Annotated in this window: 23 protein-coding genes, 1 other RNA gene and 2 pseudogenes; 11 read left to right on the top strand and 15 right to left on the bottom strand. The window is 40.1% G+C overall.

Annotated elements, in window-relative coordinates; translation table 11 throughout:
- Position 1 precedes the first annotated feature (1 nt).
- The 3 genes from FTU36_RS08015 (at position 2) to FTU36_RS08025 (ending at position 2,595) form a co-directional block, all read left to right on the top strand.
- Entirely contained in the window at positions 2–775 is a 774-nt protein-coding gene (locus tag FTU36_RS08015) for a DUF805 domain-containing protein (protein ID WP_180021740.1), read from the top strand.
- A gap of 190 nt (positions 776–965) precedes the next feature.
- Positions 966–1,412 carry a MarR family winged helix-turn-helix transcriptional regulator gene (locus tag FTU36_RS08020; RefSeq protein ID WP_180054836.1) on the top strand — a complete coding sequence of 149 codons (447 nt, stop codon included), beginning with the start codon at positions 966–968 and terminating at the stop codon, positions 1,410–1,412.
- A complete protein-coding gene (locus FTU36_RS08025) occupies positions 1,396–2,595 on the top strand; it encodes an MFS transporter (RefSeq protein WP_180117392.1) in 1,200 nt (399 codons plus the stop codon). The genes FTU36_RS08020 and FTU36_RS08025 overlap by 17 nt, the downstream gene beginning before the upstream one ends.
- A 7-nt stretch (positions 2,596–2,602) precedes the next feature.
- On the opposite strand, the gene FTU36_RS08030 is transcribed toward FTU36_RS08025, so the two are convergent.
- A complete protein-coding gene (locus FTU36_RS08030; protein ID WP_180011429.1) occupies positions 2,603–3,589 on the bottom strand; it encodes a GlxA family transcriptional regulator in 987 nt (328 codons plus the stop codon).
- Positions 3,590–3,711: 122 nt separating this feature from the next.
- Between FTU36_RS08030 and FTU36_RS08035 the strand changes: the two genes are divergently transcribed.
- Positions 3,712–5,499: an acyl-CoA dehydrogenase gene (locus FTU36_RS08035; RefSeq protein WP_180117394.1), complete on the top strand. Its 1,788-nt coding sequence runs from the start codon at positions 3,712–3,714 to the stop codon at positions 5,497–5,499.
- 153 nt (positions 5,500–5,652) lie between these two features.
- Here FTU36_RS08035 and FTU36_RS08040 read toward each other — a convergent pair.
- The 6 genes and pseudogenes from FTU36_RS08040 to FTU36_RS08065 form a co-directional block, all read right to left on the bottom strand.
- A pseudogene (locus tag FTU36_RS08040) lies at positions 5,653–6,087 on the bottom strand (nitroreductase family protein); the annotation flags it as partial.
- Between the two features lie 42 nt (positions 6,088–6,129).
- Positions 6,130–7,968 carry an ATP-binding protein gene (locus FTU36_RS08045; RefSeq protein WP_257224811.1) on the bottom strand — a complete coding sequence of 613 codons (1,839 nt, stop codon included), beginning with the start codon at positions 7,966–7,968 and terminating at the stop codon, positions 6,130–6,132.
- Positions 7,969–8,021: 53 nt separating this feature from the next.
- Positions 8,022–8,705: a response regulator transcription factor gene (locus FTU36_RS08050; RefSeq protein ID WP_180117398.1), complete on the bottom strand. Its 684-nt coding sequence runs from the start codon at positions 8,703–8,705 to the stop codon at positions 8,022–8,024.
- Positions 8,706–8,930: 225 nt separating this feature from the next.
- A complete protein-coding gene (locus FTU36_RS08055; protein WP_180088415.1) occupies positions 8,931–9,710 on the bottom strand; it encodes a glutathione S-transferase N-terminal domain-containing protein in 780 nt (259 codons plus the stop codon).
- Between the two features lie 146 nt (positions 9,711–9,856).
- The gene (gene rraA / locus FTU36_RS08060; protein WP_180117400.1) at positions 9,857–10,369 is read right to left on the bottom strand and encodes a ribonuclease E activity regulator RraA; all 513 of its coding nucleotides are present in this window, start codon (positions 10,367–10,369) and stop codon (positions 9,857–9,859) included.
- A gap of 10 nt (positions 10,370–10,379) precedes the next feature.
- Positions 10,380–11,045, bottom strand: a complete 666-nt coding sequence (locus FTU36_RS08065; RefSeq protein WP_180117402.1) for an NAD(P)H-binding protein — start codon at positions 11,043–11,045, stop codon at positions 10,380–10,382.
- A gap of 215 nt (positions 11,046–11,260) precedes the next feature.
- On the opposite strand from FTU36_RS08065, the gene rpsT reads away from it, so the two are divergent.
- Positions 11,261–11,527 carry a 30S ribosomal protein S20 gene (gene rpsT / locus FTU36_RS08070; RefSeq protein ID WP_078188707.1) on the top strand — a complete coding sequence of 89 codons (267 nt, stop codon included), beginning with the start codon at positions 11,261–11,263 and terminating at the stop codon, positions 11,525–11,527.
- Between the two features lie 104 nt (positions 11,528–11,631).
- On the opposite strand, the gene FTU36_RS08075 is transcribed toward rpsT, so the two are convergent.
- Entirely contained in the window at positions 11,632–14,226 is a 2,595-nt protein-coding gene (locus FTU36_RS08075) for a M66 family metalloprotease (protein ID WP_180117404.1), read from the bottom strand.
- A gap of 444 nt (positions 14,227–14,670) precedes the next feature.
- Between FTU36_RS08075 and FTU36_RS08080 the strand changes: the two genes are divergently transcribed.
- Positions 14,671–15,114, top strand: a complete 444-nt coding sequence (locus FTU36_RS08080) for a hypothetical protein (RefSeq protein WP_180066534.1) — start codon at positions 14,671–14,673, stop codon at positions 15,112–15,114.
- Positions 15,115–15,202: 88 nt separating this feature from the next.
- Here the strand turns inward: FTU36_RS08080 and FTU36_RS08085 are convergent, their stop codons facing one another.
- Together FTU36_RS08085 and FTU36_RS08090 are read right to left on the bottom strand one after the other, a co-directional pair.
- Complete coding sequence (locus FTU36_RS08085) at positions 15,203–15,946, bottom strand: histidine phosphatase family protein (protein ID WP_078188709.1); 744 nt, start codon at positions 15,944–15,946, stop codon at positions 15,203–15,205.
- A 69-nt stretch (positions 15,947–16,015) separates the two neighbouring features.
- Positions 16,016–16,867 (bottom strand): 3'(2'),5'-bisphosphate nucleotidase CysQ, encoded by an 852-nt coding sequence (locus FTU36_RS08090; RefSeq protein ID WP_180059080.1) that lies wholly within the window; start codon positions 16,865–16,867, stop codon positions 16,016–16,018.
- 13 nt (positions 16,868–16,880) lie between these two features.
- Between FTU36_RS08090 and FTU36_RS08095 the strand changes: the two genes are divergently transcribed.
- The 4 genes from FTU36_RS08095 (at position 16,881) to FTU36_RS08110 (ending at position 19,930) form a co-directional block, all read left to right on the top strand.
- Positions 16,881–17,582, top strand: coding sequence for an HAD-IA family hydrolase (locus FTU36_RS08095; protein WP_180007774.1), 702 nt, complete (start codon positions 16,881–16,883; stop codon positions 17,580–17,582).
- Entirely contained in the window at positions 17,575–18,015 is a 441-nt protein-coding gene (locus tag FTU36_RS08100) for an RNA-binding S4 domain-containing protein (RefSeq protein WP_168377604.1), read from the top strand. Before FTU36_RS08095 ends, FTU36_RS08100 begins: the two co-directional genes overlap by 8 nt.
- Before the next feature lie 145 nt (positions 18,016–18,160).
- Complete coding sequence (recA, locus tag FTU36_RS08105) at positions 18,161–19,204, top strand: recombinase RecA (RefSeq protein WP_078188713.1); 1,044 nt, start codon at positions 18,161–18,163, stop codon at positions 19,202–19,204.
- An 81-nt stretch (positions 19,205–19,285) separates the two neighbouring features.
- The gene (locus FTU36_RS08110; protein ID WP_180117406.1) at positions 19,286–19,930 is read left to right on the top strand and encodes a regulatory protein RecX; all 645 of its coding nucleotides are present in this window, start codon (positions 19,286–19,288) and stop codon (positions 19,928–19,930) included.
- Between the two features lie 108 nt (positions 19,931–20,038).
- Here FTU36_RS08110 and ffs read toward each other — a convergent pair.
- An RNA gene (gene ffs, locus FTU36_RS08115) (signal recognition particle sRNA small type) lies at positions 20,039–20,135 on the bottom strand.
- 291 nt (positions 20,136–20,426) lie between these two features.
- Between ffs and FTU36_RS08120 the strand changes: the two are divergent.
- Positions 20,427–21,288 (top strand): annotated as a pseudogene (locus FTU36_RS08120) (YbgF trimerization domain-containing protein).
- A 59-nt stretch (positions 21,289–21,347) separates the two neighbouring features.
- On the opposite strand, the gene lpxA reads toward FTU36_RS08120, so the two are convergent.
- The 4 genes from lpxA to FTU36_RS08140 are packed head-to-tail and all read right to left on the bottom strand — an operon-like array spanning position 21,348 to position 24,198.
- Complete coding sequence (gene lpxA / locus FTU36_RS08125) at positions 21,348–22,136, bottom strand: acyl-ACP--UDP-N-acetylglucosamine O-acyltransferase (protein ID WP_180115180.1); 789 nt, start codon at positions 22,134–22,136, stop codon at positions 21,348–21,350.
- Positions 22,133–22,618: a 3-hydroxyacyl-ACP dehydratase FabZ gene (gene fabZ, locus FTU36_RS08130; RefSeq protein ID WP_171263789.1), complete on the bottom strand. Its 486-nt coding sequence runs from the start codon at positions 22,616–22,618 to the stop codon at positions 22,133–22,135. Before fabZ ends, lpxA begins: the two co-directional genes overlap by 4 nt.
- Positions 22,619–22,623: 5 nt before the next feature.
- Positions 22,624–23,694 (bottom strand): UDP-3-O-(3-hydroxymyristoyl)glucosamine N-acyltransferase, encoded by a 1,071-nt coding sequence (lpxD, locus tag FTU36_RS08135; protein WP_180117408.1) that lies wholly within the window; start codon positions 23,692–23,694, stop codon positions 22,624–22,626.
- Between the two features lie 3 nt (positions 23,695–23,697).
- Positions 23,698–24,198 (bottom strand): OmpH family outer membrane protein, encoded by a 501-nt coding sequence (locus FTU36_RS08140; protein ID WP_180117410.1) that lies wholly within the window; start codon positions 24,196–24,198, stop codon positions 23,698–23,700.
- Between the last annotated feature and the right edge of the window lie 4 nt (positions 24,199–24,202).

Below are 24,202 nucleotides of genomic sequence, written 5' to 3' on the forward strand. Positions count from 1 at the left end.
AATGACTGAACTTACTTCAAGCGAATTGAATCCGTTTCAACAAGATCAAAATATTCAGCCTCAAATTCAAAAAGCCGATCATCCACTGTCTCCTGAAGGACGTTTTGGCCGCCTGTCCTATTTAGCGTGGTTATTTATCATTAGTATGATTTATACCTGCCTATTAGGCATCAGCGTCGCACTGGGACTTTTTGCATTTTTCAATTCAGCAGAACGTAGTATTGAAGCACTTTTTAATTCGTTTTTAGGACTCAGTGCGATCGCACTGATTGTCGTTTCTATCGTTGCAATGTTTGTCGCAATGATCTGCATTACGATTCGTCGTTTACATGATCTAAATAAAAGCGGTTGGCTCTGTTTAATTTTTCTCATCCCACTGGTCGGTACCATCTTTAGCATTTATGTGATGGCTGCAAAAGGCACTGAAGGTGAAAATAAATATGGTATTAAACGTCCAACTGAACAAACAGAGAAAGTCATTGGGTCACTGTATCTGATCCTGATGATTGTTTATTTATTGGTTATGATTCCATTGATGTTCAATATGCAAAGTATGATGAGCAATTTAGAACAAGCGCAATTACAAGAACAAGCAATGATGTCTGAAGGTGAACCTGAATTAACGGATGAACAACTTGCGGCTTATTTAGAGCAAGCTGAATCAGAAGGTGAAGAACTTGCTTATGCAGATGGTGAAAGTGTAGAAATTTCAGAAAATGCAGACAGCTCAGCGGAAGATGCAGCAATTGCAGCTGCAGAAGCTTCTGTAGAATAAACACGTATTGTTTAAGGTATCAATTCAACGATATGCATTGAACGATAAGCTTTAAATGAAATGTTTTGCAAGAAAACCTGTGTGCGCACAGGTTTTTTTATACCTGTTTTTTATGCTTTGAGTTGTTCACTTGAATTCAAAATAAATTAGGCGTAAAGTTGCGACAATTTAGTTACCCTAGTTAACTATCATGAATTCCACATTAGGTTTCCGCTCTTCTCTTCTGCGCTGTGCGCGTCTGATGAGTGATGAAATCAACACGATTTTATTGCCCTATCAATTGAACTATTCACTTTGGCAAGTCATGTTTGTCATCCGTGAAAAAACTGCTTGTACATCTATTGAAATGGCGGAATATTTAAATGTATCCAAGCCATCCATCACTAAGCGTGTCAAAATTCTTGCTCAGATGGATATTTTGGCACATGTGCAAACTGACGATAAACGTCAAAAGAAAATGATGCTCAGCGAGACTGGACGTGAGTTATTTCAGCAATGTGCAAAAGACATAGATGCCTTTGAGCAGCGCCTGATCGCGCCATTAGCAAGCCAAGATATCCAACACTCCATTCAAATTTTACACCGTGTCATGCAAGAACTTGAACAAAACACTGTAGGTGATGATCATGCAAGATAAAGCACCACTTTGGACTCGAAATTTTATTTTAGTCAGCGCCATTAACTTCCAATTGGTTTTAACCTTTTATCTCTTGGTTGTGGTGATCGTGGGCTATGCGGTGGCTGAATTGGGTGCGACTACAGCCCAAGCTGGTTTAGTTTCAGGCTTGTTCATTGTCGGTACATTGGTCGGGCGTTTATTGGTGGGCAAGTTCCTAGAACGTTTTGGTCGTAAAACAACACTGATCGTTGGTTTAATTGGCTTTTTAGTCTTTTCTGGTTTTTACTTCATTCAGTTTGGCGTCGGCATGTTGCTTTTCATACGCTTTATGCATGGCTTTATGATGGGTATGGCATCAACAGTGCTGGGTACCTTAATTGCCCAAATCTTACCAGCGACACGTCGCGGTGAAGGCATTGGCTACTACAGCATGAGTAGTACTTTAGGTACAGCTATTGGGCCATTTCTTGCCATTTGGATGATGTTACACATTGGTTATCACGCGATTTTTATCGTTTCTACGATTATCGCATTGAGCTGCCTATTGGTTGCCTTGCTGATTCAAGTGCCCGATTTACCCAAAATCAATAAACCCTTCGATACTGTTGAAGCCGTCAAAAAACCGAGTTGGATTGCTCAATTTGTAGAACCTAAAGCATTACCGATATCATTCATCATGCTTTTCGCTTCAATCTGCTATTCAGGTGTTTTATCTTTCATTAACTTCTATGCCAAAGAAATCGATTTGGCTGAAACAGCCTCGTTTTTCTTTTTGATGTATGCCATTGCGATTTTAATTTCTCGCCCATTTACAGGCCCGTTGATGGACCGTAAAGGTGAAAATATTGTGATCTACCCTGCTTTTGTGATTATGGGCGTAGCATTGGTACTGCTCAGTATCACACAGAGTTCATGGATGCTTTTACTTTGTGCCGGCTTACTTGGACTCGGTTATGGCAATATTCAGTCGGTCTGCCAAACAGTTGCCGTGAAAAGTGCACCGCTTGAACGTATGGGCTTTGCCACTTCGACTTTCTTTATATTTTTGGATGCAGGCTTAGGCTTTGGACCATACTTTATCGGTAAATTGCTCGACCATATTGGTTACTCACAATTGTATTTGTATAGCGCATTTGCTGCCTTTGCATGTATTGGTGCTTACTACATTTTACATGGTCGTTATACCGTTCGAACGGCTTAAACTATAACTAAACATCAAATCGTCGGCTGAAACGTCGACGATATTCTAAGGGGCTCAGCCCCGTTTTTTTTTGAAATAACCGTCGAAATGAGCTTGGGTCATTATAGCCGACATCTCGCATAATCAGATCTAAAGCATGTCCCGTTTCTTCTAAACGCTTTCGTGCAGCTTCAATCCGTATTGATTGTAAGTATTGATTGGGAGGCATATCCAAAGCCGCTTTAAAATGACGAATCAATGTCCTTGTTGTCACATTAAACTGCGCCGCAAGTTCATCTAAGACTATATTTTCATGATAATGCTGTTCTAACCAATCTTGAACTTTTTGCACCAAACCATCCTGATGCGGTTTAGATATTTTCAATAATGAATAGGACAACTGACTATCACGACGATAATCCAATACAAATGATTTTGCCGTGTGGATTGCCGTTTCAAAACCATAAAAACGTTCTATCAGGTGCAGTCCCAAATCAAACCATGCTAAGCCACCTCCAGCACAGTAAATATTTTGATCATGGCTAATGAGCTGATCTGCATTCAGTCTTACCAAAGGATAGCGTTCACGAAACATTTGCTGAAAGCCCCAATGCGTCGTTGCCTGCTTACCATCTAAAAGCCCTGCTTCTGCCAGAAAAAAGTTACCCGTACAATTTCCTGCGATCAGTCCGCTTTGCAATTGCCGAGTTTTTAATAATTCGATCAGTGCTGCGTTTTGCGCTAAAACATCTAAGATCGGCGCACCTATCGTTGGGACAATGATGACATCTGCATCTGTTATTTCAGAAAATGCTAAATCTGCAAAAAGCTTGATGCCATTGATACATTGCACTGCTTGACTATGTTGTGAGGCAATTTTGACCTGAAATAGCCGCTGCACATTTTGTTTTTGGATCCGGTTCCAACTGACTCCCGCCATTGCAAATAGATCAACAACCCCAGTAATCGCGGAAGCCAAAGCACCATCAAATGCTAAAATTATGATTTTCTTCATTTAAAGTTCAAATTATCAAAATGTCATTTTTAACTTATTAAGTGTCATTATTGACAATTCTATATCTAAAAATCAACTGCTAGGCTTAAGGCATAAAATTCAACCCGATTAGAGATTGAGCAATGGCGCAGTTAATCAATGACAAAGATTTAAATTTTTTGCTATTTGACGTGTTTAAAGCGCAAGACTTAACGCATTACCCACGTTTTGCTGAGCATGATACTGAAACCTTCAAAAGCATCCTAGAAACTGCACAAGGTATTGCTCAAGACTTTTTTGCACCACATAACGCAACAGCCGATCAAAACGAACCTACGTTTGATGGTCAACAGGTTAAAACCATTGCAGAAGTCAAAACGGCATGGAAGCAATTTGCAGATGCCGGCTTGCTTTGTGCGCAGCATGATTATGATGCAGGCGGTATGCAACTTCCGACTTTGATCAACATGGCTGCAAATGCTTATTTCATGTCAGCAAATCCTTCATCAGTGGCTTATTCATTTCTAACCGCTGCGGCTGCAAATGTGATTCAAGCTTTCGGTACGACTGAACAAAAAGATATGTTTGTACCGCATATGTTCAGTGGTCGCTTTGCAGGAACGATGGCTATGACTGAACCTGATGTGGGTTCATCTTTAGGTGATTTGACCACAAAAGCTATACCGCAAGCCGATGGTACCTACCTCATCAAAGGCCAAAAGATGTTTATTTCAGGGGGTGACCAAGACATCACTGAAAATATCGTCCATTTGGTCCTTGCTCGCATCCAAGATGCACCTCAGGGCGTAAAAGGTATATCTCTGTTTATTGTTCCGAAGTTTAAAACCCTGAGCGATGGTTCACTTGCAGGCGCCAATGACGTTCAACTGGCTGGCTTATTACATAAAATGGGCTACAGAGGTACAACATCGACAGTACTGAGCTTTGGTGAAAAAGACCAATGTACAGGCTATCTGATTGGTGAAGCAGGTGCTGGTCTTAAATATATGTTTAAGATGATGAATGAAGCACGAGTCGGTGTCGGCTTAGGTGCAGCCATGATTGGATACCGTGGCTATTTAGAGTCACTCGAATATGCCAAAAACCGTCCACAAGGTCGCTTAGTATCAGATAAAAATCCTGCCTCAAAACCTGTCAATATTATTCAACATACAGATGTTAAACGGATGCTTTTGGCACAAAAATCCTATGTGGAAGGCGCACTCGCATTATGCCTATTTGCTGCACGATTAATTGATGAACATCAAGCCGCTAACAATGAAGACAGCGCGTTGTTATTAGATTTGATTATCCCTGTCGTCAAATCATTCCCTTCCGCCTATGGACCAAAAGCCAATGATTTAGCCATTCAAGTTTTAGGTGGCGCTGGCTATACCCGCGAATATCCACTTGAACAATGCTATCGCGACAACCGCTTAAATCCGATCCATGAAGGTACATTTGGTATTCAATCTTTGGATTTGTTGGGTCGTAAGCTTTGGCAGCACAACAGCAGAGGTTTGATGCTGTTATTACAACGTATGCAAAATACGATTGATCAAGCTCAACATCCAAAAACGGAAGCGCTTGCAGCGATTTTTTCAGGGCATTTAAACACGGTGAAGAAAACCACACAAAGTTTGGGACAAGTCCTCGCACAAGGTCGTGTCGATCAGGTACTGGGTAATTCTGCCTTGTATCTAGACATGATGGGCAAAGTCATCATTTCATGGCTATGGCTTGAAATGGCTAATCAAGCTCTTGTGAAATTTGAACATTCAGATTTAGCTGAAGATCAACAATTCTTAGCCGGTAAATTACAAGCCGCGCAATATTTTATCCGCTGGGAATTACCTGAAATAGAGCACCAAGCCAAGTTATTGCTAGAACTTGATGATACTTGCCTCAACATGCAAGAAAGTTGGTTCTAGTCACCCGTTTAGCTCAGTCCTCAATGGGCTAATCTGGACAAGGTTTTCACGGATGAAAATCTTGTCCAACCCTATCTATTTCAATATAACTGCAATAAAAAAGGAACATAGTTTCGTTCCTTTTTTATCAAGATAGTGTGCTATACGCCGCAATTATTGGAAGACTTTAAAACGAGCGGCATCATCCATATAGCCTTTTTCTTTCGCTTCACCTTCCACTGAACCAAAAACCAATTGAGCACGAAGTTTCCAATGTGCAGGAATGTCCCATTCAGCATGTACTTGTTCATCCACAATTGGGTTGTAATGCTGTAGTGATGCGCCTAAACCTTCGGTGTGTAACGCAGTCCAAGTCGCAAATTGGGCAATGGCAGTTGAATGTTCTGCCCAAATTGGAAAGTTTTCTGCATAAGAAGGAAACTGTGCTTGTAGAGCACTGACCACATCTAAATCTTCAAAGAACAGAACCGTACCCAATCCTGCTGCAAAACTTGCCATTTTACCCGTCGTCTTCGCAGCACTTTCTTCATCTTTTGCATAAGATTTTAATTTGTCAGCGACTAAGCCCCCAAATTTTTCGCTTTCACCAGTAGAGTCTGTTGATATTTAATTATGCTCATTTAGAGATATTTATGCAGCTGATTTTAAATTAATTTCTGTATGAATAATCGTGCAGCCTTGCTGAGAATGAATTTTGAAATTCCCACCTATCCGTTCTACACGCATTTTCATACTTCGCATGCCGATACTCATGCCATGATTTGAAACACTCTCAACATCAAAACCTACGCCATCATCTTCAATGGTTAATAACAATGCGCCATTCTCGAACTGTGACAGCGTTACATTGACATGATTAGCTTGGCTATGTTTCACAATATTGGTCAGGCTTTCTTCAATTACTCGTATTAAAGTCAGGCACTGAATTGCTGTTGGTTTGATCGCCCACTTCGAAGGAATGCACCATTTGGCATTCATTTCCACTTCATCCATCAACTGGCTAAAGCGATGTCGAACTGGTGCGATCCAGAGCAAAGGTGAATCTGGCACTTTGCTGTCCAAAGATGATCCACTATCAATAATTTGCCTTAAATCATCGCGCAGTAATTTCAACATCGACAAGAACTGTCTATTTGGAATATTACTTTCACATTGGTCAACCAAGATCATCGAGCGCACAATAGATGCGCCCAGACCATCATGCAGATCATGTGATAATTTAATCCGTTCCTGTAAGCGTACATTACTCAGTTCAAGCTGATGTTTATCATTCAAGCTACTGCATAATTCATCACTGACTTTCTGAACTTCAAATGCCAAATCATCATTATATTTTTCAATTTTCTGTATATTCCGATTGAGTCTCGCCCCCAAGATCACCACGATAAATAAGGTAATAATCGGTGAGGTAAATGGAGATAACGGTGTAAAACCATGTTTTGGAAAGAGGGCCAGTACTGTGATGTCTGCAATGACCATCACAATAATCGCAGTCAAACAAAGTGCTAATAAAGTGTAGTCTCTACGTTTTTCTTTAAAACTAATCCAGCAAAGATAAATGTAAGTGATAAAAAAGAGGCTGCAATATAATAAGAAAATGAGGCTCGAAATTTCCGCATTTCGCTCAAACGGCCAGATACATACCACACCAATCAGTGCAGCTGTCAGCATGGTAAACGACAGTTCAATGCGTGGAAATTTACGCCCAAGAAAGCGCAAGATATAGATACTAAAACACTGAAAGTACAGCATTGCAAAAATCAGATTGGCTTTGGTGGAAAATATTGAATCTGGGTACGGAAAGGTTTCAGTGGTCAGTGCATTACTGAGAAATAAAATCCACAACACCGTTGAAAGCGCAAACCAGCCAAAACTCGTATCACTGCGACGCATCAACCAAATAATGAAGCAAATTAGACCCAAGACCCCAGAAAGAAAAATATTTAATTGTAATATGGTTCGACGAGTCCAAGTGGCTTCTTCGGCCTGCTCTATTGTTGCCATGACATTGTTAAATTTAACTGGTCCTAATCCTGCATTTAGACTCGAGTAGCCATACACATAGATCAAGGTTTCATTATGATCATGCTTGATTCCACTTATCGGTAAAATCCAATAGCGTGCAACATTCCAACTTTTAGAGACCGGTTCTTGAAGATTTTTATTGGTCCACAGCAAGTCGCCATTCAGAAAGACTGAACCCGTATTAATAATGTAATCAACATATAGTGCGATGGGTTCTGCCAAACGCGCATTATTTTTACAGTACCAAGACCAGTCTAATTTATACCAAGCACCACCTTGATAACCCTCCCAGTCTTTATCTTCTTTCCAACGGTCAGGTAATTGCGTGGTTTTCCATCCAGTTCTGGGTAATTCTTGATTGGATGGTGTCTTCACCCGTGAAATGCTATTCACAGTTACATTACATTGATCATTTACAGGGAAAACTTGCTCTGCATGACTCAAGCTCCCCCATACTAAACAGAGGATAAATAAGAAAAAATATCCTCCTTTACGCATTATAGAATACCCATAGATCTTGCTGTACTCACGGCTTTGGTTCGTTTCGTTACGGCTAATTTGCGATAAATATGTTTAATATGGCTTTCTACCGTATAGCGAGAAACAAAAAGCTGTTCAGCAATCTCACGGTTACTCAAACCTTGAGCAACCAAACATAAAATTTCTTTTTCACGACTGGTCAAGAGGTTCAGGTCTGCTTCATCGGCGACTGTTTGTTCTGGACTTGGCGCTTCGGCTTCGGATATTTGTTTAAGGATTTCTCGTGCAATAAATGGGTCAATCGGCGCCCCACCACGTAAAATACTCCGAATAGATAAAAGTACTTCAGCATCATCACGTTCTTTTAATACATAGCCCGTTGCACCTGCTTTAATTGCGACAAATAAGCTTTCTTGTGTACTCCATGCAGAGACAACCAAGATCATGGTATTACTTTCGAGGGAACGTATTTTTTCAATAATTTCGATACCACTACCATCAGGCAAACCTAAGTCAACTAAGGCTAAGGATATCGGTTGGGTCTCTACGGCTTGAATAGATTCTTTAACATTTTTGGTGAAGATAAGCTCTTCACGCTTATAACCCAGCTCTGTCAAAATTTGACGTAAACGTAATTGAATAATTTCCTCATCTTCAACGACGAGCACCGGTACGGGTAGTATGACTTCTTGTGGTGACATGATTTACTTCCCCCGAAAAAATGAAATGTCTTTTACATTAATGAGTTTAATCCTTTTAGGATATCCCTATAATTAAGTAAATTTCTTATTTTTAATAATTTATTCTAATTCAATTGATGCAGCTATGATGCATTTTTCTTCTAATTTTAAATCCATTTAACATTACAATATGTGTATAGCCATCAGTCTGACTATACACTGCACTTAGCTTAAACTTGAGTGAGATTAGCTCAAATATTGCTTCTTCAGATATTTTACAATTTTTTCAGATTCAAAAAGTTCTACACCAGTATTAGGATCTTTCAAATATGGCACTTGAATATTGTTCCCCATGATTTTTAACACTTGTTCACGCTTGCCACCTTTCAGGGGTACATATTTACCAGGTCTTAAGCGCATTACCGCTAATCCCTGATCTTGCCAACGTTCCTTAGCCACATTATGAAAGATATATGCCAATTCCATTTCAGACAATGCGCTACGTACGATACGTGTATATGGACTCGCTTCAAAACCCCATAGTTCTAAGAGTTGACTTGGAGCATCACGATGAATGACTTTACGGTGCACCCACACGCCTTGAGCCCCATTAATTAAGGTTCCAACATAGGCAACATACGGAATTTTAGGATAATTGGCATATTTCTTAGGAGTCTGACCTGTTTTGCCATAATGTTTAAATAGATGATGAATTATTTGCTGAGATTCGTACAAACGATCCCCAGTATTGTCATCCACCAAGAAAGGGAATTGCTGTTTTCCACCTAATTTCTGTACCTCTAAACGGTACTTTTTAGCCCCTTTGGGACATGGGTAAACCTCATAATCCAAATTAAGTGTGGTCAAAACTTCACGCACACGACGGCAATAGGGAGACCCTTCAAATTCGTACAGTTTAAGGGCTTTATCAGGTTGTTTGGGATAAGGCGTCCCATTTGTACCTCGTCCTCCCTCTGCTACGCCTGAGAGCAACGCTTGCGCCACTTTTAATTGATGCAACAACATAATTTTTTCCTTTCTTTTTTTATTTCGTATTTTTATACAACAGCCGAGAGTCCTCAGCTGATGTTTGTATTTTCTTTTTCACATTTATATCGTCGTGTATGAGCAAGAATTACGCTTTCATTCCACGACTAAAAATTCAAACTCACTTATAGAGCAACCAATTGCTCTTTTGAAACAACGATGCCGTTATTGTCAGCATAGATGAAATCACCAGACTGAATGCTTACCCCACCAAAACTTAATGGAATATCTGTTTCACCCACACCTTTGCGGTTACTTTTTTGTGGAATCGCAGCCAAAGCATGCACACCTAAATCAAGTTCGGCTATCGCATCGACATCACGCACACAGCCGTAAATAATGACACCATTCCAATGATTGTTGACTGCAGATTCAGCAATCATATCGCCCATCAAGGCACAGCGCATCGAAGCGCCACCATCCACAACCAATACTTTACCCGTACCATCGGTTGCCAATAATTCTTTAACACGAGAGTTATCTTCAAAACATTTGACCGTCACCACCTGACCGCCAAAACTTTTTCGTGCACCATAACTTTGAAAGAATTTACCATCCATTGATGGGATCACCACTTGTAATTCTTTGTCTGGATGATCATCAAGTAAATCACAAGTGACGAATGGAACTGTAGACACGGTATTTCCCTCATTTAATTGTTAGTATGCGTAAATTATCATAAATCTCGAACTTTTCAGTCTGAGTTTGTGCCGCCTCGACCATAGTATGAGCCACTTGCTGTGCTGTCACTGGCTTAAATTTGAAACGATCAGGTACAAAATGCGAAAAGCGCATATAAAGTTTCTGTGTCACATCTTCTAAACGCCGAGATTCATGACGCTCACCAAGTAACAGCGAAGGTTTTAAAATCGAAAGTTGATTTAACTTTAAGGTTTTTAAATAATATTCTAATTCACCTTTGACTCGATTATAAAAAAACGCGGAATTGGCTTTTGCGCCCATTGCACTGACAATGATCAGATGTGTGTCTGTATATTCTAATAATTCAGCGAAATGTGCATTGATGCTAAAATCGATATGATAAAAATGATCTTTAGACCCTGCTTTTTTAATGGTCGAGCCTAAACAACTAAAGGCATGACTATAATCTCTCACATCATCCTGAGTCAGAGAAAGAAAGTCACTGATCACCATTTGTTGAACTTTTGCCAGTCCATTCAGTTCATGGTCACGCTGACGTACCACAGCCGTAATATTCTTACATCCTGTATTTTGACTGAGCTGACGAATCAATTCCCGCCCGACCAATCCTGTTGCTCCGATGACAATCGCATTCTCTATACTTTTAGTCATTTTTCATACAATCTCAATCACTTTAGACTAATCTAACGTTTTCTTTAAAATTTTTCTGCATCTAAAATGTTGTCAAAGCATGTCAAGACTTGACTTAAGCGCTTAGTTTAATCACAATATGGCACTTGTTTACGGGCTGGTGATAGTTCTTCTGATGTTGGTTTTCAGATGTAATTTCAGCCCGCCCAGACCAATCTATTTCAAGGAGTGCACGAGTGGCAAACTCTGCTCAAGCAAAAAAACGTGCTCGTCAAAACGTTAAAGCACGTCAACACAACGCAAGCTTACGTTCTATGGTTCGTACTTATCTTAAACGCACAGTAGCTGCTATTGCTGCTGGTGATTACGCTGTCGCTACAGAAGCTTACAAAAAAGCTGTTCCTGTTATCGACCGTATGGCTGATAAAGGCATCATCCATAAAAACAAAGCTGCTCGTCATAAGAGCCGTTTAAATGCACAAGTTAAAGCTTTAGCTAACTAATTTGTTGCGATGAAAAAAGCCCTTCTTAGGGCTTTTTTTGTGCCTATTGATTTTTAAAAGCAAAAAAATAAGGTCCTTATTGGACCTTATTTTCTATTTACAGATTATTTATTAATCAGTTTCATATTCGTCGCTGATAAATATGTCCATAATAAGTTTTTGCTTGCTGTCAAATTTGTCCAACGTTGATTGCCACCGTTGGTACAGCTATATCGAATTAAATCCGCACGGTTATTTTGCAAACGTCCCGTATTTAAATCCATGCATTGACCACTTTGACGAATCGTTGTAGTCGCAGGGTCCATGGTCCAAATTTGGTTGGTTTGGTTTAACACGCAACGTTCTAGCTTCACTTTAGCTGAACCACCGTTGCCTGTTATGCATTGATCTGGATTTGACTTACTGTGTATCCGACCAATGGCATCATATACCCACTGTTCAGTATCATCCGCCGTACAACCGCTTGAGCCACTGATGTATAAATTTAATGTTCCATCAGTTAAGGTTTCAGATTTCAAACAGTTGTTACCATTTTTGATCAATGTCGCCTGCTCGAACAAACCTTCTTGAGTGACTGAAAGCTTTTTCATAAATGCTTCGAGTGCGCTTTGCGCCGCAGGTACTTGATTGGTTAGGTCTTGAGCATACACGTTCATCCAACGATTTAGTCGGTATGCGGTGTTTTGTTGCGATTCATAACGGGTTAATTGCTGACGCGCCACACTATTCATCAATGACTTGTCATTTTTATATGACTCATATAGCATTTTTTCAGTTGGATTTAGTGCAACAACAGCATTTGCAGCTTGCGCTTCCAAAGCACTTTCTAATTGAGGAAGTTCGATAGCACGCAAAGCACTATAACCATGCTGACGCCCAATTTTGACGGCCGGCTTGATCGCTGTGCTGTAAACTGGAATATCAATATTTGCTAATAACTTGGCTTCTTCACCTGCTTTTTTACAATACAAATCAACTTTCTGTGGTTGATCTGCCAAAGCTAAATTGACATGCAGTTTATTGGCATTACTACCTAGTCGTACAGGTGCTAAAGCAATATTGTTGACTTTATTCGTGTATTGCACATTCAACCAACATGCAGCTTGGTCTAAGGCCGTATTGGCCGCCGTTAAATCATAAACATTACCCCAGTTTGAACGTGCAGCAGGATACAACAAACCGACTTGATTGACAGGATCATAGCCCCCTAAAATGGTAATTACGGGCTGACCAAAGACCCGTGGTCGTGGATAATTTTGATCTGCGTTATACCAAACCGGAGCCGTAGAATTTGGCATCTTCGGTTGAGCGACTTCCATTTCACGAGTGGTTTTATTCCACTTTTTGTAGCCGGTAGGTGATGTTTCATCCCAGACATAACGGTCAAAGTGCGGTTGAATTTTCAGGAATGTGCTGTAACCCGTATAGTGTGTGTAGCGTGATACATTACTATCAGGATACCCGCCGGACATAGCATCTTTTCCGTACGGAAACAAATTTTTAAAATTAGGGATCCCATTACTACCATCCCACTTCCATGTCGCTGTCCACGATAAATTACCACGCATCATATGACGATTGGCAATATAACCCCATCCACTATCTGCATGGTGTGCAGCCCAAAATAGATTGTCACCCACCTGACCAGGGTAATGCCCTAAACCATAGTGATGGCCAATTTCATGGCTAAATTCATTACCTACAGAATCATAGAGCGTCAGCATACCATTACCGCCGCTTAAGCCGTGACTTTGTTCACCATTCGTATATTTACCCTTAGTATGGTGTGCAACAACAGTTTGCGTAAGTTGCGGCTGACTTTGATTTGACATAGAGGCACTGGTAATACCCCAATTGGCAAGGTTAATACCTACACTATATGTAGATTTACCAACATCTCCGCGCATATCCCCAGAATAGACATCACCAGCTGTTGCACTGGCTGTATCATAAATGACACCTGACGAGACCATTACACGGTTCAACTTAACATCATCATATTGCGCGACCGTCATTTCTGCAGCTGGAATAGTCTGAAAGTAATCTGTCCCTGCTTTTTCAGGCTCTAAAAGCATGTAATGACCTGAAGATTTGGGTGTATCTGTCAACATTCCTATACGGATATTATTCAACACCAATTCACCTGGTGCAGCAAAATCGATTTTATCTTCAGCCAACTCACCACTGACTTTATTTGCGTCGATAAATTTTAATCTTAGACCGGGTTTAACTTCATCCCAATTGAGTGTTGTGGTCCACGCGCGTTTACTGTACCAAACATCTGGACGCCCTCTTTGCCCACTTTGGTCTGAAACAGGCATCTGCGTTGGATCATCCAATGTCGCGGTGCGAACTAAGCGATTGTTTTGATAGATTTCTACTTTGAGTTGCTTGATGTTTTGCATATCAAGTGTTGGCGTCACGATAAGCAGCGCTTCTTTTTCACTGGTTAACTGTGGCATTTTCTTGGCTTCGTTCGCATTCGGGTCAACGACATGACTTTGACCAAATTGAACTTGCGCGGAAAAGCTACCGACTAAATCATTACGTATTTCACGAACAGCATCATTGGCATCGTAGTCATAAAAACCAATGCTTGTTTCATCGACTATATCTTGGGTCGGTTCTGGATAACTGGCAGATGATGCAGTGCCACTTGAACTATCACCACCACCTCCGCCACCACAAGCAACTAACATTAATGACACAATACAAATTGATAATTTGTTATATGAAAAACCTATCACACTTTTCACTACTATTCCCCAATTAGCCACAAAAAAATCCAATTAAGAGACTTACATAAAATATATAAATCAATAAGTTACAACAAATATAATGCTATTTTCTTTTTATTAATCATTCAATTGCCGCGTTTTGTCACTTATTAACAATTCAAATTTAATCTAAATATTTAGTATTGGCTGAATCACGATTGCTGTGACAGGTACTTCACTTATCAACTAAAATTAAGGTGTAGTCCTTTAAATACAATCGTATATTCCCGACAAAAATTGTCAGGATATTTTTAGAAACTTTGTAAATAAAAATTTTTAGAAATGGTTTAATCCCATATATTTTTTATGGTATTTTAATTTTCATCCTAGGCAGCCATTGCTGTACAAATGAAAAGAGGGATAAAAATGTCGATTAACCAATTTTTGCCATCATTAGAAAAATTTGCAGAAGCAGAAAATCAATATATTGAATATTTTACATCGAAAGGTGAAAAAGACATTTTAGGTAAAGTCATTTCAAATATGAAATCGACCGCTGAGATTCAAGCCTCTCAAGGCGTAGACTCATGGTTAGCATATGGCGTGTACTTACCAGCTGTAGAACGTATTTTTGCACTGCATCAAGGGGAAACAGAAGCTGAATTTTTTGAACGCACACAATATCCAGTTGAAATCGTACAAGCGTATAGCATTAAAGATCATGACATTGCCACATTGATTGCCGCAGACAAATACAGTCGAATCCACCAACAACATCTCCCTGTCAATACTAGCCGCTGGCCTTATAGTGACGACGGTTCAAGTATTGATTTAAATCAGTATCCTGCACGAATTAAAGCCAATATTTAATCTTTTATTTAATGAAATATTGAAGCAGATAAAAAAGGCATCCCGTACATGGATGCCTTTTTTAAATATTTTGTATGCGCAAAAATACTTAGAGTTGCTGCTCAGCCTGCTGAAATTCACGAATATTTAATTCATTTAGTTCTCCACGCCAAATCCATTTCAGTTTTGACTCAAGGAATACATCTCCTTCAAACCAAACAAATAAACCTTCCATCATTTTCGGCCAGTCTTCGCGTGTCACGATATTTTTACCTGAAATAATGGCAAGAATTGCAGCCAAAATCGTATCATGACTCACCGCTAGACTCAGACCATAATCATTGGTTGGATGAGTGTTGTAAATCAACTCCAAAACATCTACCACCCCATGAATGGGCTGTTTCATACCCGGCAAAGCATTATTCACAAAACTATTGATAAAGCCTAAAGCACCTTGCTTTTGAAAGTATGGTCCTGCTTTTTTAATATCGAGCACAAAACTTCCCGGCTCGACCAATAATCCTTGTTCAATGATCTCGATATGGTGGGTATTCGGTTCAATCGTGACATTATCTGCACCTTGAATCATCAATGCCGCCGTATCCACACAGCGCTGAATTGGACTCGAAATACAGTGCTGAATAACACGATCGGTATTTTCAACCAAATAGCTGCCCCACGCTTCGGCTAAATCACGTCCTTGATGGGTCAGTTGCAAGTCATAACCGGCCAAGCCTTGTCCTTGTACAACTTCACGAATGGAATGACGTGTAAACAATGTTACAGGCGTCTTTTCATCCGGCAATAAGTCTATTGCTTTCAGCATACTAGGAGGGAGCAAATCTAGGGCCATAATTGACAGTTCTTAAATGCAGGAGATTTAACGGAGTGTGCTGACACTATAGCATGAACCCGATTTAGCTCAAGTTTTGTCAGGCATGTTTGCCAAAGCATTTAAGGCCAATTCTTTCATTTCGGCATTTTTAAATGCAATAAATCCACCATTTAATAAAGTCGTGCGTTGGTTATATAGAAATGCGCGACCTTTAAAATCAACCAAACCACCACCAATACGTTCGATTAAACATTGTCCAGCGCTGGTATCCCATTCACAAGTCGGATGAAAACGCGGATAAATATCCACTCGATCTTCTAACATCATACAAAACTTATATGCACTACCAGCATGGTAGGCCTGAAAAGGAGTGAGTTTTTCTAAAGCGTCTAGATAGTCCGTATAAATCGGCTTATTTTTGGCACTTTGACTCAAGCCAACGTGTACGACACTCTCTGCAGAGGTTTGAACATATTCATACCATGCAGTGGACTGGCTATCATATTTCAGCGGCAGTCCCGCAAAGGGGCAAATATATACGCTATATTCCCCCGGGATCGCCAATATGGCAAAAGTGGTATTGGCCCCATCTACCAAACTCAGATTAATGGTAAATTCAGGTCTTTTATGTAAAAACTCTTTGGTACCATCCAAGGGATCAAGCAGCCAAAATTTTTGCCATTGCATACGCTCAGACTTATCACCTTCTTCTGACAATACAGGCAAGTTAGAAACTTTGGATAATGCTTGGGTAATATAGCTATTTGCACGATAGTCCGCCTGCGTTACCGGTGAATCATCACTTTTACGTTCCACATCAAAATTCGCTCCTGAGCAATAACGCTGATATTCTTCTCGCAAAATTTCGCAAGCTTGTGTCACAATGGGAACCAACTGCAAAATCAGTGGGTCTTGCGGTGCTGTTGTTGTTTTAAACATAGAATACCTTTATATGCCAAATTACTCAGAAAAGCCGACGATCATTTTTGATATGGACGGTACTTTACTCGATCTTGCTTATGATGATTTCATTTGGAATGAGCTGCTGCCAATTCGTTATGCTGAACAGCATCAATGCTCACTCGAACAAAGCAAGCAAACGCTATTTAGTTTTTATCAACAGCATAATCATACCCTAAAATGGTACTCATCTCGCTTTTGGACGTCACAAGTTGGCGTTGATGTTTTGGCAATGCAAATAGAACAAAAAGCCAAAGTGGCTAAACGCGAAGGCTGCATTAAGCTGCTTACCTATCTAAAAGAAAATGGCTATCCTATTTGGCTTGCGACCAATGCCGACTTTGCAGGCTTACAATTCAAACTTGAAGAAACCGGTCTTCGTGATTATTTTGATGTTATCGTCAGTTCAGAAACTCTCGGTCATGCCAAAGAGTTTATTGAGTTTTGGCAAATATTAGCAAGCAAACACCCCTTCTATGCAAAAAACTGTTACTTCATTGATGACACAGAAAAAGTGCTCAATGGTGCAAAACTTTTTGGGATTGAACAGCTCTATTCGATTCAGCAACCTTCATCTGCCAAAGCGCCTCGCGAGACTTGCAATTACCCAATGCTGTCCGCATTAACAGATTTAATCCCTATTTTAGAAGCTCAAACGACTGAGCAAGCCGAGGAACAGAAAAAATATGCGTAAATCAAATCTAGCCGAAGATGCGGTTGGTATGCGTATAGACAAATGGTTGTGGGCTGCACGTTTTTTTAAAACACGCTCTATTGCCAAAAATGCTATTGAAGGCGGTAAAGTTCATCATAATGGCGAACGCGTTAAAGTCTCTCGTGAAGTTCGTGTAGGCATGGAATTAACCATTGCACAAGGCCTTGAGAAAAAAACCGTGGTGGTGAAAGCACTGTCGGATGTTCGTGGGCCTGCCCCAACCGCTCAGCTGCTTTATGATGAAACTGAGGTCAGTATTGCAAAACGGGAATTGCTCGCATCCCAAAGAAAGTTGCATAATCTAGCTCGGCCAGATCATCGACCAAGTAAAAAAGATCGTCGAGATATTGGTAAATTTAAAAGAGAAAATGATCAACAGTTTGACCAGCAATGGTCTTATAATGATGATTAAGTTAAAGCGTCACAACATGTCGCACCTGTTGTGATTTTCATAGAACAAAAGGATGATTTCTGTCACTATACCCTCGTGGAACAGATTTAAACTGAATACATCCACTTGAGTATATTGTTTCGTGACATCGTATTGAGGTTGTAAGATGGATGATAATAAAAGCAAGGCGTTAAATGCGGCCTTAAGCCAAATTGAAAAGCAGTTTGGTAAAAACACCGTAATGCGTCTTGGTGATAATACTGTACAGGCGGTTGAGGCTGTCTCTACGGGTTCTTTAACACTAGATATCGCACTAGGTATTGGTGGTTTACCTAAAGGTCGTATCGTAGAAATCTACGGTCCTGAATCTTCTGGTAAAACGACTATGACATTACAAGCCATTGCCCAATGTCAAAAAACTGGCGGTACTTGTGCATTCATCGATGCTGAACATGCATTAGACCCTCAATACGCACGTAAACTTGGCGTAGATATTGATAACCTTCTTGTTTCACAGCCAGACAATGGTGAACAAGCGCTTGAAATTGCAGACATGCTGGTACGTTCAGGTGCCATTGACCTGATCGTAGTCGACTCGGTCGCTGCACTTACCCCTCGCGCCGAAATTGAAGGCGAAATGGGTGACTCACACATGGGCTTACAAGCTCGTCTGATGAGCCAAGCACTCCGTAAAATTACTGGTAATGCAAAACGTTCGAACTGTATGGTGATCTTCATTAACCAAATCCGTATGAAGATTGGTGTAATGTTTGGTAGCCCAGAAACCACAACGGGCGGTAATGCATTGAAATTCTATGCGTCTGTACGTTTAGATATCCGCCGTATTGGTCAAGTGAAAGAAGGCGACGAGATCATTGGTTCAGAAACCAAAGTGAAAGTTGTGAAAAACAAAATGGCTCCTCCATTCCGTGAAGCGATTTTCCAAATTCTATACGGTAAAGGCGTGAACCATTTAGGTGAACTTGTTGACCTTGCGGTACAACAAGAAATTGTTCAAAAAGCAGGTGCTTGGTATTCATACCAAGGTGACAAGATTGGTCAAGGTAAAAACAATACCATTCGCCACTTAGAAGAACACCCTGAACTTGCACAAACCATTGAAAAACTGATTCGTGAACAACTTCTGACTACGGGTACAGCACCTGTAGAAGACAAAGACGAAGAAGAACCAGACTTTTTAGATGCTTAATTACAGCATGCTTTAATAGCGGACAAAAACGCCCTACGGGGCGTTTTGTTTTGCACTCAAAATTTGTATTAAAATGACCCCATGACTAAAGACCATTTTCCACTCTTGCTCGACTATGAAGCACTAAAACAACAGTTTGCAGAAGCTGAAGAACCCACCAGCGTAAATCATGCTTCACAAACTGACATCCCGCATGACAATGCTTCAGTGATCGATCACTCTGCGTTGCATTTTGATGCCAATGGTAAAGATGTTCAAGCTGAAAAAAAACCAGGACTGCGCGGCTCTCGTCTACGCTCCTACGCCTTTGCAGTACTCACACGCAAAGAATACTCAAAAGCGGATTTAATCGAGAAATTAGCACTGTATGCGGATAGTCGTGAAGAAGTCATACACTTGGTGGAAGAACTCGCACGTGAGAACTATCAAAGCGATCAACGTGTAGCAGAAATGCTGTTGTCGAGTCAAAAGCGTAAAGGTAAAGGTCCCAACCGTATAAAGCTCGCTTTAAAAAATAAAAAAGTAGACAGTGAATTAATTCAGGATGAATTAAAAGAAACAGATTGGGTCGCCGAAGCCTACCAGCTCAAGATCAAAAAATTTGGCAAAGCTGTTGAACGTGATCCAAAACAAAAAGCCAAACAAATACGTTTTTTACAATATCGAGGATTCGATCTCGATACAATTTTTAAAGTGATTGCACGTAAAGAATTTGATGACGAATAACAAAGATATAGATCTAAATGAAGAATTAATAAAACTAAAATAAAGAAGAATTTAGGATTAAAAAAAATGAGAGGAAGTTTAATTTATTATGATTGAAACTGGTGGCAACCCTACCAGCAAGACTTCGGCACATCATATTTCTACTACCGTTGCTACCTTCCGGTCCTGGCGGGGTTTGTAGAGTACAATTGCGAAGTAACCGGCAGGGCTACCATTGCAAGAACAGAGTATAGAGATTTTTGATAAACATGCAAGACTAAAACCAAGAATTCCTGAGTAGAAAACACTGTTTGATTATTTATAAATCAATATGATGGTCGATGATGTAGAAAACGTGAAACATCATCACTATATTTTTACTTTAATACACAACAAGATTGTAAAAGCTTATTGCAATTCAGAACTTTGGCGTTTTTAATGTGCTTATCGTTTTATCTAAAGCAGTCTGTAATAAAACTATTCAATACGGACATGCTTGCAACTACATGGAATTTTTATGATGTTTAAACAGCATGTATTGTGTGCCCTTACATTGACTTGCTCAGGTACGCTATTTGCCAATATTCCAATTGAATCTCGCGGTTTGAGTGGCGCAGATAATGGCACTGTGTATACAGCAAATAATACGGCCATTCAAACAGGTGCTGGCTCTACCCCTACGCCAACCAATTTGAATTGGCAGCTCATGCAGAAGAACCAACAGCTCGAAAATGAATTGCGTAGCTTACGCGGTAAAATGGAAGAGCAAGACAATATTATCGAACAATTAAAAAGTGAACTTACAAACCGCTATGCAGATTTAGATCAACGTTTAGAACTACTCCAACAAAAAGTAGATCCAAGTGAAGACACAGAGGCCGCGGAGGATAACCAACAAGGTACTGCACCCAGTAACAGCTAATACAGCGCCTACACCTCTTAAACAACCTACGACCCAATCAACATTAAGCTCATCTGCAAACCAACCTGTAAATGCAGGTGGTGACTCACTTGAGCTTGAGAAAGCAGCTTATACCGTTGCTTTAGATGCATATAAACAAGGTGGTGCGAAAAAAGCCATTGCACCAATGAAAAACTTTATTAAGAATAATCCTAATAGCGTCTACATTAGCAATGCATATTTTTGGTTAGCTGAGTTCAACCTTGCTGTTGAACCGACCAACTACGCAGAAGCGAAAAAGAACTATAGTATCGTGGTAGATCAATACCCTGAGTCGACCCGCGCGCCTAGAGCGTTATATCAACTGTATAGCATTGCAAAAGACGTCGATCGAAATAGCAGTTTAGCAACGCAGCTCAAAACCAAGCTTACCCAAAAATATCCAAAATCTGAAGAAGCAGGCTTTGTTAAAAAATAGTCCTATTTTTAACGCAAAAAAAAGACACCTTATAAGGTGTCTTTTTTTATTCGCAGCATTTAGCGTACGATACCGCGCTTAGACTGCTCAAGTGAGTCAATCAACAATTGCGCTTCTGCCACATCAGGCAAAATTTCAGTACGAATACGCTCAATCGCTTCATTCGTCGTTAAACCATCTTTATAGATCAATTTAAAGGATTCACGTAAACCTTGAATCACATTTTTTGACCAACCTTTACGACGCATGCCTTCAATGTTCATGGCAAAAGCATGGGCTGGATTACCAGATACCATGACATAAGCAGGTACATCTTTCAAAATAAGCGAAGCACCACCAATCATACTGTATGAATCGATTTTACAGAATTGGTGAATACCAGAGTTACCACCTACGATGACATAATCACCGATATGGACATGGCCGGCAACGCCGACATTATTGGCAAAGATATTGTGATCACCTACCACACAGTCATGTGCAATATGTGTATTCACCATCAATAAATTGTGACTACCAACTTTAGTTAGACCCTGATCTTGAACAGTACCACGGTGTAAACTACAGTGTTCACGAATCGAGTTATAATCACCGATTTCTAACCAGGTTTCTTCACCAGCATATTTTAAGTCTTGGCAGACTTCACCAACACTGGCAAATTGAAAAATTTCGTTATGTTGACCAATACGGGTATAACCACCCACCACAACATGTGAATGCAGTTTAGTGCCCGCTCCAATTGTGACTTTAGGACCAATAATACAATATGGTCCAATTTGCACATCCGGAGCAATTACTGCTGATGAGTCAATAATGGCGGTAGGATGAATTAATTCGTTATTGCTCATGCTGTCTCTGTTTTCTGATGCGAAACCATAATTTCCGCGGTTGCTGCGACTACGCCATCTACAGTGGCAACACAATTATATTTGTAAATGCCACGCTTTTGCATCACTAATTCTGATTTTAATACAAGTTGATCGCCTGCAACGACTTGTTTTTTAAATCGGACCTTTTCTGCACCAGCAAATAAGAACAACGAACCCGCTGAAGGTTTCTCATTATTCATGATGAAACCTAAGATACCCGACACTTGCGCCAATGCTTCAACAATCAGCACACCCGGCATAATTGGGTATTCAGGGAAATGGCCCTGTAAAAATTCTTCGTTAATCGTTACATTTTTATAGCCTACAATCCCGTTGTCAGTCACTTCAACAACACGATCAACCAATAAAAACGGATAACGATGTGGCAAATATTCACGAATAGTCTGAATAGTCATTGGTAATTCAGGTTTTGTGAAAGCTGGGGTATTCGACTCTGTCATCATAATTATTTACGCAATTTAAATGTTGATTCAAGGGACTCAATTTGAGACTGCATATGATCAAGTCGTTTGACCAATTGGGTCAATGGCACATCTGCTAATTGTTTAAAACGGATTGCTGCCTTTTTCCAAGAACCACTTTCAAGCATTGGCGTGCCTGAAGAATAACTTCCAGCAACGGAAATACTTTTTGTGACCATTGACATACCGGTAATTGTCACATTATCTGCAATATTAATGTGACCTACGATACCAACAGCCCCTGCTAGCACACAATTTTTGCCAATAGTTGTACTACCAGCAATGCCACATTTCGCAGCCATTGCTGTATTTGCACCAACTTTGACGTTATGCGCGATTTGCACAAGGTTATCAATAATGACACCATCTTCCAAAATTGTGTCATCTAAAGCACCACGGTCGATACTACAATTTGAACCAATACGCACATCATTCCCGATACGTACAGAACCTAATTGAGCAATACGATGCCATTTCCCTTGATAAGGTGCAAAACCAAATCCTTCACCACCGACCACCGTATTTGCATGGATACGTACACGATCACCTAACTTGGCTTCACCAGTAATCGTCACATGCGAATCGATAAAACAATCTTTACCAATTTCAACACCATGATCAATCTTCACTTGTGATTCAATGCGCGTTCCTTCACCCACCACACTATTCGCACCAATCACCACATAATGCCCAATATAAGCAGTATCAGAAATGATTGCGGAAGGATGAATTTGAGCAGTACTTTCAATACCTGTTTCTACAGATTTTTTTTCAAAAACATGCGTTAGAATAGCGAAAGCCAGATACGGATTGGGTACAACAATGAAGTTTTGCTGCGAAGAGATTTGTGACTGCATGTCTGCAGTCACAATCAGCGCACCAGCCTGAGACTGTTGAGCTTCATTCAGATATTTATCTGCGTTTAAAAATGCAAGCTGATGCGGTTGAGCACTCTCTAAACTTGCCATTCCGCTGAATTGCAAGTCTAGCTGGCCAATACATTGACCTTGAACAAGTTGAGCAAGCTTTTCTAAACTGAATTTTTGAGAATTCATTGATTATTTAATTGCATTAACCTTTTGAATCATTTTATCAGTTAAATCAAACTTAGGGTCATACGCAAGTGCTGAATTTTTATTCAAAACAACATCTAACTTATTTTCTGTGCGCAATTGTTCTGCAACTTGTTTGATTCGAGTATCCATTGTGCGATTTAAGGACTGAATATTCCCTTGAACCGAAGCTTGAACTTTTTGCTGTAAATCAGTCAGCTCTTTAAGTTTAGCTTGATACTGTTGACCCATTTGCTGCTTTTGCGCAGCAGTCAACTTATCACCACCCTGCTGAGCTTTTTGCTGCATTGCTTCCAGCTCTTTAGCCAGTGATTCAATTTTAGTGGTTTGTGGTTTCAACTGCTGTTGAATTTGAGCATTTTGTTGCTTTATATAAGAGCTTTGATCCACCACCTTTTCTAAATCAACCACACCGTAACCTGCTGCATGTACTGCAGCAGAACATGACATACCCAATACCGCCAAACCAGCAAATAATTTATTCATCTTA

Origin of the sequence: Acinetobacter sp. YH12096 (assembly GCF_013419215.1) — a bacterium.
In the GTDB taxonomy this organism is placed as follows: domain Bacteria; phylum Pseudomonadota; class Gammaproteobacteria; order Pseudomonadales; family Moraxellaceae; genus Acinetobacter; species Acinetobacter amyesii.

Coding starts and splice junctions, on each gene's coding strand:
- FTU36_RS08015 (WP_180021740.1), top strand. CDS start 2: ATGACTGAACTTACTTCAAGCGAATTGAATCCGTTTCAACAAGATCAA.
- FTU36_RS08020 (WP_180054836.1), top strand. CDS start 966: ATGAATTCCACATTAGGTTTCCGCTCTTCTCTTCTGCGCTGTGCGCGT.
- FTU36_RS08025 (WP_180117392.1), top strand. CDS start 1,396: ATGATCATGCAAGATAAAGCACCACTTTGGACTCGAAATTTTATTTTA.
- FTU36_RS08030 (WP_180011429.1), bottom strand. CDS start 3,589: ATGAAGAAAATCATAATTTTAGCATTTGATGGTGCTTTGGCTTCCGCG.
- FTU36_RS08035 (WP_180117394.1), top strand. CDS start 3,712: ATGGCGCAGTTAATCAATGACAAAGATTTAAATTTTTTGCTATTTGAC.
- FTU36_RS08050 (WP_180117398.1), bottom strand. CDS start 8,705: ATGTCACCACAAGAAGTCATACTACCCGTACCGGTGCTCGTCGTTGAA.
- FTU36_RS08055 (WP_180088415.1), bottom strand. CDS start 9,710: ATGTTGTTGCATCAATTAAAAGTGGCGCAAGCGTTGCTCTCAGGCGTA.
- FTU36_RS08065 (WP_180117402.1), bottom strand. CDS start 11,045: ATGACTAAAAGTATAGAGAATGCGATTGTCATCGGAGCAACAGGATTG.
- FTU36_RS08075 (WP_180117404.1), bottom strand. CDS start 14,226: ATGTTAGTTGCTTGTGGTGGCGGAGGTGGTGGTGATAGTTCAAGTGGC.
- FTU36_RS08080 (WP_180066534.1), top strand. CDS start 14,671: ATGTCGATTAACCAATTTTTGCCATCATTAGAAAAATTTGCAGAAGCA.
- FTU36_RS08085 (WP_078188709.1), bottom strand. CDS start 15,946: ATGGCCCTAGATTTGCTCCCTCCTAGTATGCTGAAAGCAATAGACTTA.
- FTU36_RS08090 (WP_180059080.1), bottom strand. CDS start 16,867: ATGTTTAAAACAACAACAGCACCGCAAGACCCACTGATTTTGCAGTTG.
- FTU36_RS08095 (WP_180007774.1), top strand. CDS start 16,881: ATGCCAAATTACTCAGAAAAGCCGACGATCATTTTTGATATGGACGGT.
- FTU36_RS08100 (WP_168377604.1), top strand. CDS start 17,575: ATGCGTAAATCAAATCTAGCCGAAGATGCGGTTGGTATGCGTATAGAC.
- recA (WP_078188713.1), top strand. CDS start 18,161: ATGGATGATAATAAAAGCAAGGCGTTAAATGCGGCCTTAAGCCAAATT.
- FTU36_RS08110 (WP_180117406.1), top strand. CDS start 19,286: ATGACTAAAGACCATTTTCCACTCTTGCTCGACTATGAAGCACTAAAA.
- lpxA (WP_180115180.1), bottom strand. CDS start 22,136: ATGAGCAATAACGAATTAATTCATCCTACCGCCATTATTGACTCATCA.
- fabZ (WP_171263789.1), bottom strand. CDS start 22,618: ATGACAGAGTCGAATACCCCAGCTTTCACAAAACCTGAATTACCAATG.
- lpxD (WP_180117408.1), bottom strand. CDS start 23,694: ATGAATTCTCAAAAATTCAGTTTAGAAAAGCTTGCTCAACTTGTTCAA.
- FTU36_RS08140 (WP_180117410.1), bottom strand. CDS start 24,198: ATGAATAAATTATTTGCTGGTTTGGCGGTATTGGGTATGTCATGTTCT.